The sequence below is a fragment of the Bacillus sp. VT 712 genome, assembly GCF_001614195.1.
In the GTDB taxonomy this organism is placed as follows: domain Bacteria; phylum Bacillota; class Bacilli; order Bacillales; family Bacillaceae_H; genus Priestia; species Priestia flexa.
Window position 1 is genome coordinate 25671 of the sequence record NZ_LWBK01000036.1, and the last position, 6826, is coordinate 32496.

The following is a 6826-nucleotide window of genomic DNA, read 5'->3' on the forward strand; positions in this document are numbered from 1 at the left end:
ATATCTCGAATTCGAGATATTATCAGTTTAATCATTTGAGTTTATTAAAGGGATATCTTTTATATAGCGTACCTAGGTAATTTTGGTTAGATTGAATATTCCATTGCTTTATGAAGGACAATTAAAATATGGTAAGGGAGAGATGAAGAATGACAAAAAAAACTACAGGAATCCATCATATTACAGCGATTGTAGGTCATCCACAGGAAAATGTTGATTTTTATGCTGGTGTATTAGGTTTACGCTTAGTCAAACAAACAGTCAATTTTGATGATCCGGGTACGTATCATCTTTACTTTGGTGATGAAGCTGGAAAGCCAGGAACAATTATTACCTTTTTCCCGTGGGCAGGAGCACGCCAAGGAGTAATAGGTGATGGTCAAGTAGGTGTAACTTCATACGTAGTGCCAAAGGGCGCCATGGATTTTTGGGAGCAGAGATTATCAAAATTTAATATTCCGATAACAAAGATGGAACGATTCGGAGAACAATATTTAGAATTTGACGATCCCCATGGTTTACATTTAGAAATTGTTGAAAGAGAAGCTGGTGAAAAAAACACGTGGCAATTTGGTGAGGTTACACCTGAAGTAGCGATTAAAGGCTTTGGGGGAGCAACATTATTATCTGCTCGTCCTGAAGAAACAGCCAAGTTATTAGAGGATGTTATGGGTCTTGAAAAAGTAGGTGAGGAAGGAGATTTCATTCGTTTTCAATCATCTGCTGATATCGGAAATATCATTGATTTAAAGCTAACGCCAATCGGTCGTGGACAAATGGGTGTTGGAACCGTTCACCATATTGCATGGCGTGCTGAAAACGATGAGGACCAGTTAGAATGGCAAAAACACGTAGCTAGTAATGGATATGGAGTCACAGCTGTACGAGATCGAAACTATTTTAATGCTATTTACTTTAAAGAACATGGAGAAATTCTATTTGAAATTGCCACAGATCCACCAGGTTTTGCACATGATGAGTCACAAGAAACAATGGGAGAAAAGTTAATGCTGCCTAAGCAGTATGAAACTCATCGAGCTCAGCTTGAAAGAGAATTGCTTCCTTTTGAAGTGAGAGAACTAGACTAAATTCGAGTCTGAGTGCTTATTTTGCTTTCAATTCATCAATCTAATCTATTTCAACTAAGAAAAAAATGATAAGAAAAGAGAGGTCTTTCTATAGAAAGACCTCTCTTTTCTTATGGAGCGTAGGGGATTCGAACCCCTGACCCCTTCGCTGCCAGCGAAGTATTCTCCCGCTGAACTAACGCCCCGATATGTATGTTCTCTTTTATTTTATAAATCTCTATAACGTCTGTCAATTCGTTTTTTGTATATTTTCGAAATAAAGCAACAATTTTTTTAGGTTTCATTTTTTCCACACATTTATTTAGTATAACTAAAGGTGAATAAGTAATGATATCAATATTGTAAGCGTTAACCTATTGCGTTCATTACTTAATTTGTATAGATCTGATACTAGGGGGAGCATTGGGTGGAAGCAGTTAAATTAACACCAAAACCAAAAAGACAAAGAGAGGTACACAAAAAGAAAACCTCAGCCGCTATTTATCAAACAGTGTGGAGGTGGCATTTTTATGCAGGACTTATTTTTGCACCATTTTTAATCATATTAGCGTTTAGCGGTGCGGTGTATTTATTTAAGCCACAAATTGAGTCAGTTCTTTATCACGACCTGTATTACGTAGAAGAAAAAGGAGATATACTACCTTCAACAAAACAAATAGATGAGGTCCAAAAAGCGTATCCAGAAACAGCTATTACTTCAATAAAATATTATGATGATCCACTTCGTACAGCTGAGATTGGGATTATGACAAATGGAGAGATGTCTTCAGCATTTATAAATCCGTACACTGGAGAAGTAGCTGGAACTCTCTCAGATGACGAGAAATTCACGACTATTTTCAAAAAGATTCATAGTGAATTGCTCATTGGCGGAACGCTTGCCAATCGACTTGTAGAGCTAGCTGCCTGCTGGGCTGTTATTCTATTAATTACGGGTCTGTACATATGGTGGCCAAGAAATAAAACGTCGATATGGGGAACAGTTTTGCCAAGGTTTAACCGAAAAGGAAGAATATTTTGGCGAGATATGCACGCTGTTCCTGCATTTTGGCTATCGTTATTTATGTTAATTTTAATTCTAACAGGACTTCCTTGGTCAGGAGTGATGGGAGAGCAAATTAATCGACTTGCTACGTATTCAAACACGGGCTACCCACCATTTGCACATAGCTTTGGTGAAAAGCCTGAATCAATTGTTAAAACAAAAGACGTAGCAGAGGATATACCGTGGGCTGCAGAAAACATTCCAGTTCCCAATTCATCTGTTACTGGCTACGTGCCGCTTTCTCTTGAGAAAGTGACTGATATAGCACAAGCTGAAAAAATTCAAAAGCCATATACAATTTCAATGCCTCAAGGTGAAAAAGGTGTTTATACCATTTCAACATCTCATACTAAGCCCGGCGATAATGCAACTCTTCACGTTGATCAATATTCAGGTGCTATTTTAAGCGATGTTCGCTTTGATGATTACGGTATTATGGGAAAAGGAATTACAATGGGAGTTGCGCTTCATGAAGGAAGGCTATTTGGCGTAGCAAATCAAATTCTTGGCCTCATTACGTGTCTTGGATTAATTGGTTTAATTGTTAGTTCGTATGTTATGTGGCGTAAGCGAAAACCTCAAGAAAGTTCCGGAGCACCACCTAAGTCAAAGGACTCCAAAGTGACAAGAGTTGTTTTCTTTATCATGCTTGGACTCGGGATCGTCATGCCACTTGTTGGAATTTCAATTATTGCGGTATATTTGTTGGATAGGTTTGTATTTTCAAAGATACCCTCTGTTCAAAATTAAGTGCGTAACTTTTCGCTGCTTGCCTTGTTTCATGGCAAGCAGTTTTATTATACGTAATAACCTTCAAATATGTTAAAATAGTAAAAATATTCATTCGAAAACTTGGAGGCTATTATGAAATACGACGTAATTGTAGTTGGAGCCGGCTCAATGGGAATGGCAGCCGGTTATTTTTTAGCAAAAAAAGGGCAAAGAGTTTTACTTATTGATGCCTTTGATCCACCCCATACGAGCGGAAGCCATCACGGCGAGACGCGCATTATTCGCTATGCATACGGAGAAGGAGAAGAGTACGTACCGCTTGCACTCCGAGCAAAAGAGCTGTGGGAAGAGCTAGAAAAAGAAAGTGGACGATCGTTCTTTTTAAAAACGGGAGTACTGAGCGTAGGAGAAGAGACCTCATCGTTTATTCAAACCGTCATTTCAAGTGCAAAAACATATAATCTACCACTTGAAGTGTTAAACGCAGTTGAAATACATACGCGATTTCCTGGAATCACTGTTCCGGATTCGTTCATTGGCTGTTTTGAACCAACCTCAGGCGTTTTAAAATGTGAAGATGCTATTCGCACTTACAAAGAGTTTGCGTTAAAATACGGAGCTGAGCTGTTAACTAATCATCCTGTGAAAGGTATCAAAGTAACAGAAGATAGCGTAAAGGTGCATACAGGTGACAACGTATATGAAGGTAAACGTTTGGTTCTTTCTGCCGGATCCTGGTCCAAAGAGCTGTTAGCTAAGCTAGGACTCAATCTTCCTGCAACACCTATCCGCAAGACCTTTGCGTGGTTTGAAGCAGATGAAAAATTTTACGGAGAAGGGAAATTCCCTGCGTTTTCATTTGATACAAAAAGTGGGATGTACTATGGGTTTCCAAGCATTGACGGAGCGGGTTTAAAACTAGGCCGTCATGATGGCATTCAGCAAGCCCAAAATCCAAATGAAGAGATGGCGCCTTTTAACGATGGAGATCGTGCAGAACTGGAAAACTTACTTCGTAGCTATATGCCGCAAGTAGGAAAGCTGAAGTTCGGCAAAACGTGTATGTACACGATGACACCAGATGAAAACTTTATTATTGATACGCACCCATTGTATAAAAACGTTGTGTTCGCAGCAGGTTTTTCAGGGCACGGATTTAAATTCAGCAGCGCTGTTGGTGAAGTAATAAGTGATCTTTTGACTACAGGTAAAACACCGTATGACTTATCATTATTCTCAGCAAGTAGATGGGAGGTAGAATAATGAAATTTTCAATTGTAGACGTATTTTCACAAGGAAAGTATACGGGAAACCAGCTGGCTGTTTTTAAAGAAGCAGGACATTTATCAACAGAAGAGATGCAAAAAATTGCCAAGGAAATTAATTTCTCTGAAACAACGTTTATTCTATCAAATGAACCTACTGACAGAGGGTATCCTGTCCGTATTTTCACACCTGAGCCAAATCCAACAATTACAAGACATAATGAAAGGGTTAAGACTCGTTGAAACTGCCAAGCATCTCCCCCATTTGATCAGAGAAGCTGAGCAAAAAGACCTTTCATTTACTCAATTCCTGTTAGATGTCACTTCTTATGAGCAAACTCGAAGAGAAGAAAAGCAACTAAACAACCGATTAAAGGGGGCAACTTTTCCTTTCAGCAAAACACTTGAGGAGTTTAATTTAAAAGAACAAAAGTCTTTAAGCAACAAACAACTAAATAGATTAAAAGATTTAACTTGGATAGAACAGCTGTACAATTTGATTTTATTAGGGCCACCAGGTGTAGGTAAAACTCACCTGGCCGTAGGCCTAGGAATAGAGGCTATTAACCAAGGGTATAAAGCGATATTCACATCAATGGGAGATTTAATTCATAACCTGAAAACAGAAGAAATCACACGAAAGTCAAAAGCAAGAATGAAAAGAATTAGAGAGGCTGATTTAGTCATAATAGATGACTTAATGTTTATGGCAATGGATCAACAAGAAGCTAATATGTTCTTTCATTTAATTAATGACTTGTATAATCAGTCTTCCATTATCTTGACCTCTAATAAGGCACCAAAAGAATGGGGAGAATTATTGGGTGATCAAGCTATAACAACAGCAATTCTAGATAGGATTCTTCACCGAGTAGAAATCATTCATTTAAATGAAGATAGTTATCGTATGAAGCATCGTTCTACCATATTTGGGGAACAAAGTGTTTCAAAATAACGAGCAAAAATTGTTTCATTCTACTTGACGGTCACATCTTTGTTTTATATATACTTTTACGAACGCTTTTCGACTAAAAACGGATATAGAAATCTGTTAACTGATGATTTGTATCTCGATTGCTATTAACAACATTAATCATGGACTCAAGACGCTTATTTTCTATAACGTCCAATCCTAATAAGTAATCGATAAAAGCGATTTTTGATAAGGTAGAAATCATCAATGTTTCTAGATCATGTTGATCCATGATTTCATTTACAAGTTTGTACAATTCATCTTTTCGAAATCTCATCGCTCTTTCATCTACGACAACAGACCTATCAATTTTAAAAACAGTCAACTTTTTCCCTCGCTTTCTGAATGATCTATTTTCATTAGTATGCTCAATACTCTGGAAAACTAAAAAGATGTACATTTATAATAAGGATTTTAGTAATCTATGCTGAAATAAAATAAAGAGGTGAATAATTTGTTACTTACTATTCTAAGTGCTTTAATAAATAAGTCAGAAAAGCAAGATGCTAAAGATCAATCTCTAATAATAGATGATGTGAAAAATAAGTTGGAAAAGCTTTCTCCTGAAGAAACCATTGAGTTGGGATATAGAATTACACACGAGGTGTTTGTGGTTTTAAGAAAGTTTCCTACGGATACTAAGGATCACTTTATATTGTTTAAACAACTGGCTGCTGCTGCACAAAACATCCCAGTTGAGTTGAAAGATAGAGGTCTAATAAAAGATTCACCAGAAATCTTAGCATTTCTAAAAACACAAATATCGGAGATAGTGGCATTATTTATTGAGATGGACAACAGTAAAAGACTTCAGGGTATAACTTTAGAACCCATGAAGCGTATTAACTTCTTTTTAAATAGGAGAGCAACCTTTATTGAGTTGGTAAAAGGATTCAATGGTGTACTAATACGTAATAAAGCACTAGAGATTGGGAGCTTGAGGAAATAGACAGAGAGATTTTTATAAACAAAATAGAATCGAACGACTTCTATTTTGAGATAAACGTTTCCATGGCAGATGTATCGCCTGCAGTAAGAGTGAATTTTCATGAAGGAAGAGTACTGCAAGGGTTCAATCTATTTAGAGGACGTATTTGAACTTCGTTTTCCGAATGAGTTTATGTTGCAATTATTAGAAAGTGGCTTGTTTGCTTCAAGTCAATATAAATGGGCTTTTGAATCAATCAACGACTCAACGATATATGAGGATTGTCTTGCCACATTAAAAAGGAAAGAGAGCCTTAAGGCTAAGTAGGCAGACTTGGGCCTGTTATAATTCAAAGGTTATAATTAGAAAATAATTAATAAATGAAAAGAGCATTCCTATGTGTTGAGACATGAGAATGCTCTTTTTTAAATAGATATTATTATTCACCGGAAATAAAAGGTAGTTTTATATACCTAATTATTTTATAAAAATAGTTACATTAATGGTAAAAATAATCTATAAATAATGTATAATTTTATAATATATCACTAGTGTCGCATTAAAATAATTCAACGCTTTATAAAAATCTGAATTTTCAGTAATTTATCTTTGCATAAAAAAAGCCTTTATAATGGTTGGGCGGTAATAAACCATCCAAATCCAAAATAAAGGACAATAAGCATGGATAAGTTTACACGAAAAACATCATTTGAACAATGGTTTTCACCGATTTTCTCCACAAAACTCGAGGAATTGGTTGAAAGCTATCAATTAAATTCCTATACAAAGAAGCTA

General features: G+C 36.4%; 6 protein-coding genes, 1 tRNA gene and 2 pseudogenes. 7 read left to right on the forward strand and 2 right to left on the reverse strand.

Features of this window, described 5'->3' with window-relative positions; translation table 11 throughout:
- Positions 1 to 149 precede the first annotated feature (149 nt).
- A complete protein-coding gene (locus A2U94_RS15975) occupies positions 150 to 1088 on the forward strand; it encodes a ring-cleaving dioxygenase (RefSeq protein ID WP_025911258.1) in 939 nt (312 codons plus the stop codon).
- Between the two features lie 113 nt (positions 1089 to 1201).
- Here the strand turns inward: A2U94_RS15975 and A2U94_RS15980 are convergent.
- A tRNA-Ala gene (locus A2U94_RS15980) sits at positions 1202 to 1273 on the reverse strand.
- Positions 1274 to 1494: 221 nt separating this feature from the next.
- Here A2U94_RS15980 and A2U94_RS15985 point away from each other — a divergent pair.
- The 4 genes and pseudogenes from A2U94_RS15985 to istB all read left to right on the forward strand — a co-directional run bounded on the left by A2U94_RS15985 (position 1495) and on the right by istB (position 5085).
- Positions 1495 to 2883 carry a PepSY-associated TM helix domain-containing protein gene (locus A2U94_RS15985; RefSeq protein ID WP_025911256.1) on the forward strand — a complete coding sequence of 463 codons (1389 nt, stop codon included), beginning with the start codon at positions 1495 to 1497 and terminating at the stop codon, positions 2881 to 2883.
- A gap of 114 nt (positions 2884 to 2997) precedes the next feature.
- Entirely contained in the window at positions 2998 to 4128 is a 1131-nt protein-coding gene (solA, locus tag A2U94_RS15990) for an N-methyl-L-tryptophan oxidase (RefSeq protein ID WP_025911254.1), read from the forward strand.
- Positions 4128 to 4349: pseudogene (locus tag A2U94_RS20805) on the forward strand (PhzF family phenazine biosynthesis protein); the annotation flags it as partial. The gene solA and the pseudogene A2U94_RS20805, both read left to right, overlap by 1 nt.
- Before the next feature lies 1 nt (position 4350).
- The gene (gene istB / locus A2U94_RS15995) at positions 4351 to 5085 is read left to right on the forward strand and encodes an IS21-like element helper ATPase IstB (protein ID WP_286140561.1); all 735 of its coding nucleotides are present in this window, start codon (positions 4351 to 4353) and stop codon (positions 5083 to 5085) included.
- Between the two features lie 73 nt (positions 5086 to 5158).
- Here istB and A2U94_RS16000 read toward each other — a convergent pair whose 3' ends face one another.
- A complete protein-coding gene (locus A2U94_RS16000) occupies positions 5159 to 5380 on the reverse strand; it encodes a hypothetical protein (protein WP_152545173.1) in 222 nt (73 codons plus the stop codon).
- 177 nt (positions 5381 to 5557) lie between these two features.
- Here A2U94_RS16000 and A2U94_RS16005 point away from each other — a divergent pair, with 177 nt between their 5' ends.
- Together A2U94_RS16005 and A2U94_RS21255 are read left to right on the forward strand one after the other, a co-directional pair.
- Positions 5558 to 6052, forward strand: a complete 495-nt coding sequence (locus A2U94_RS16005; protein WP_025909103.1) for a hypothetical protein — start codon at positions 5558 to 5560, stop codon at positions 6050 to 6052.
- Between the two features lie 660 nt (positions 6053 to 6712).
- A pseudogene (locus A2U94_RS21255) lies at positions 6713 to 6826 on the forward strand (IS4 family transposase); the annotation flags it as partial.